Source organism: Aequorivita echinoideorum, from assembly GCF_018476645.1.
Lineage (GTDB): Bacteria > Bacteroidota > Bacteroidia > Flavobacteriales > Flavobacteriaceae > Aequorivita > Aequorivita echinoideorum.
The window spans coordinates 1-3,714 of record NZ_JAHCTB010000014.1; the positions used below are offsets into that span (position 1 = coordinate 1).

5 protein-coding genes are annotated in these 3,714 nt (G+C 35.2%); all 5 read right to left on the minus strand.

Translation table 11 applies throughout. The features are described 5' to 3' along the window. Nucleotides 1-114: 114 nt before the first annotated feature. The 5 genes from KIV10_RS13715 to KIV10_RS13735 all read right to left on the minus strand — a co-directional run bounded on the left by KIV10_RS13715 (nt 115) and on the right by KIV10_RS13735 (nt 3,453). Nucleotides 115-642, minus strand: coding sequence for a hypothetical protein (locus KIV10_RS13715; protein WP_214114703.1), 528 nt, complete (start codon nt 640-642; stop codon nt 115-117). Nucleotides 643-774: 132 nt separating this feature from the next. Then, the gene (locus KIV10_RS13720; protein ID WP_214114704.1) at nt 775-1,368 is read right to left on the minus strand and encodes a hypothetical protein; all 594 of its coding nucleotides are present in this window, start codon (nt 1,366-1,368) and stop codon (nt 775-777) included. 49 nt (nt 1,369-1,417) lie between these two features. Continuing rightward, nucleotides 1,418-1,564, minus strand: coding sequence for a hypothetical protein (locus KIV10_RS13725; RefSeq protein ID WP_214114706.1), 147 nt, complete (start codon nt 1,562-1,564; stop codon nt 1,418-1,420). Nucleotides 1,565-1,757: 193 nt separating this feature from the next. Beyond that, a complete protein-coding gene (locus tag KIV10_RS13730) occupies nt 1,758-2,489 on the minus strand; it encodes a hypothetical protein (RefSeq protein ID WP_214114707.1) in 732 nt (243 codons plus the stop codon). Between the two features lie 64 nt (nt 2,490-2,553). Further along, complete coding sequence (locus tag KIV10_RS13735) at nt 2,554-3,453, minus strand: hypothetical protein (protein ID WP_214114709.1); 900 nt, start codon at nt 3,451-3,453, stop codon at nt 2,554-2,556. Nucleotides 3,454-3,714 lie beyond the last annotated feature (261 nt).

Genomic DNA, 3,714 nt, shown 5'->3' on the forward strand with positions numbered 1-3,714 from the left:
CTAACGGTCAAGTATAACCGCAGTTACGGGCAAGTTAGCGAAAATTTTCGGTATGGAACTGACGTTAGCAATTCCGAGTGGATTCGGACGTAGTCGAATCCGCCGTAATTGCGGTTATACATTGTTACCCAACGTTTTTTCTTTCCGTTCAATATGGTGAAATTCTTGAGTTTCTTCCTTTTCCGATTTATATTCTTTTTCGTCTGTTAAAATCCAAGAGTTTAAATTCAGATATAGTTCAGTAATTCCTTTCGTTCGAGACTTCTTTTTTCCAGCAGTAAATTCAACTTTAAATTCCGCCTTTACTTTTGCCTCTTTAATAAATTCCGTTTCGATATTGTGCTTTTTTAAATCGTCCGCAAACCATTCCGAAATTTCATAAAACATATTAAAGTCAGTTTTCGATTCCGCATTGTTGAGTTTTTGAGTTCTATTCAGGAAATCAAATTCAATAATTCCACTTTCCAATTCAACCAAAGATTTCATATCGTTCACTATTTTCCAACCAGCGAACATATCGCAAAAAATGTCAGCATTATGTTGTAGTCTTTTCCTTCTCATTATTGTTTGGTCAAATGTTGGGTAACGGTCCAGTATATGGCCCGTAGCGTGCAAAAAGGTACGGGTTTTTCGGTTAAGCACTGAGCCGAATTTTTAAATTTTCTTGTTATCTTATTTTTACTAACGAGCCAAATTTAAAAATTTGGCGGTCTTTGCAAATGCGCCCGAGCCTTTGGTTTAGGCACTTCCCAGCTATGGGCTATATACATTGTTCTATGCAGTTTTTATTCGCTCTGTTATTCGAGCAACCCATTTTATTTGGTCGTTGTTATTGCGAGGAAGTGGATGATAAAAAGCATATTCTTGACCGATTTTTCTCAATCCAATTGGGTTTTCAATTCCTATATTATCGGTCGCAATCTTAGCCAATTCGGTCAAATTTTTATCAACGCCCCAAGCAAATATAGTGGGTATATTCTTCACAAATAATTCTCTAAAATCTTTCTCTCTATGAGAACTGAAAATTGAATGAGGTATTTGTTCTTTTTCTAATGTTGGTAATAAATTATAAAACGCTCCGCTTGGTGTTATTCGAATATCTGAAAGGTTGAGTATTCGAGAATATTGAAATCCGCAGTTTTCCATAACTCGCATTATTTGGTCTTGAGTGCGGTCAGGAATGGTTTCAACTTCCTTTTTTCCGTCATCAATGCCATTAACTGGTTTTGATTTTCCAGGGTTCATCATAACAACCATTAAATCGGGCATTTGAATTTGAAAGCCTTTCCTTTTAATGTTCAAATACTTCCTACACTTTAATTTATTGATTTTATAAAAATAACCTGTTACGTCAAAATTTTCTCGCATAAATTATAAAATGCACGATTAGTATAAACCAATCGTGCAAGATTTTTAGTTATTTTCCTTTAGAACCGCCTTTCGAAACAGAAGAAGAACCTTTTGAACTTCCGCCAGATTTGCTTGGTGGATTATTAGCTCTACCTTTTCCAGATGGATTACCGGTTGTACTTGGTGCATTTTTTAGTCCGCTTGACTTTGCCATAATTTAAATAGTTTAGGGTTAATTAAATTTGTTTTTTGTTCAGCACGATGTTTTTTTCAAAATTGCATAGAACGTGTTTGGCTATGGTTTCGTTGCGTGAAAATCCGCAAGGATTTTCCGCCGTGAACCGAAGATAGCAAATTTGCGAGGACTTTCCGAAAGGAAAGTCAGAAGCAATGAACTATAGCCGGTGTTACCTGCTGGCTTTTAATTGTTCCATTTTAAATTGTTGGTTGTCGGTCAGAGTTACTTTATATAATTCAATTGCCAATGTTGGCTCATTGAGATTTGTAAAATTTATATTCTTTATTTTTTCTTTTTTAAATAAGTCTACAACTTTTTGTGAGCAAAAACGGAACACAGTTGTATTTCCATTTTCATCTGGATTATCCATAAATAAGTCAGAACCGTCCCAATAATCCTTTTCAAAGTAGAAACCTTTAATGTGTGGTTCTGTGTAAATTCCAATTTTGTCTAAAACTATTGAACTTTTAGAGAAATCTCGATGTCCGCAACGCCCAGTAATAATAAGTCCGAAAAACTTTTGGTCAATCAATTCATTCTTTTTTGAGTAAATTTTAACGTTGTAGGTTTTCCAACCTGTAATTCCGTTTGATTTAAACAATTCGATTATTCTTTCACTCACGATTAGTGGATACGCATTAGTTGTCCAAATAATATCATAAAGTGATTTCCCACCCATAGAATGTTTGACAGGAACAATTTCAGATACTTCTTTTTCTCCGCGAGAAATTTCAGGTTCTGCCAAGTCATAATTTTCAATTACTCCTCGAAATGGTTTATTCGAAAAAGATTCTCCAATCTTGTAAATTTTATCGTAGTTCAGCATTTTTTTAGCTTGCAGGTAACGTTTTGCGTATATAACTTGTGGCGGATTTCGAAGCTCTTTCTTGTCAGCTTGCACCAAACTTTCTTAAAAGCACAGAACTCGAATTAACCACTTGCCCCGCCATAAGTTATATACGCTGTTACCTGCTGGCATTCTTTTCATCTATTAATGTAAATTTCGTTTTCTTATTTGCAGTCATTACACCTGTCGCTTCTAAACTCATTATTCCGTCATAATTCACCCAACGTCCTTTGTCAACTGAAAACTCTGCGATTCCTTGATGAGTAAATTTCATCATTGTTTCTTTTTGTCCACCGTCACTACCAAAAAAAGCGGGAGTGTTGAAATTACCCTTTACATATTCGACTATGTTGTATTTAAGGACGGCTATTTTTTCTCCGTCTATTGTTTTGATGTCAATAAGCATCACTTCATTGATTTTGTATGATGAGTCACAGTCAAAGTTTTGGTCATTTGTTATAAGATTAATATCAAGTGACCATTTGTCTCCAACTTTTACTGGTTTCGTTGGCAATTCAAAAAATAGTGCAATCAAGTTTTTCTGGGCACTTTTAACCCAAAAACTATGAATTCCACCTGTCTCGTAAACAGAACCACGAAGCATAACTCCTTGTGTCATTGACTGCATCATTTTTAGTACTTCTTTTTCTTTACTGTCAGTCGTGTCAATGTCTGTTTCTTTAATTGGTTCTTTTGGTCTTGTCGTCATTACTATGTCAATTACACCGTTATCTTTATTGCTAAGTGTCGTAACATAGTCCTGATTTTTAAAGGCGTCATTAAATTTCTTAAAAAAGCTTTTACTTTCTTTCAATCCATTGTCTGTGCTGTCCGAAAGAGCCTTGAACAGTCCACCAAAATCCATTTCAATAGAAGAAGTGTCAATGTCACTCATTGCAGTCAAGTAGTTGAGTTTTTCATTTGACCCAATTTTCCATTTTAGGTCAACCGTTTGGTTTTTCTGTCCGAATGCTGTCAAAGTAATGACTGCAAATAGTATCGTTAATTTTTGTTTCATATTGTCGTGTCGTTCTTTATGCTTGCAGGTAACGTTGAGTATAACCGTCAGGTGGGGATTAAATACTCTGACCTTTCTACCTGACGTAAAGCAACTAAAAGAGCAATGACTTTCAAGCTGGAACGCTGCCCCACTTGCGGTTATACATCTTAAGTTTGATTTTTACTAAATCAGTTAACTTTAAGTACTAATCAGAAAGAACAAAAGAGCGGAGTAAGGTTATGTTATACGGTGAAGCTTTTAGACTTCGGCAACATTGAT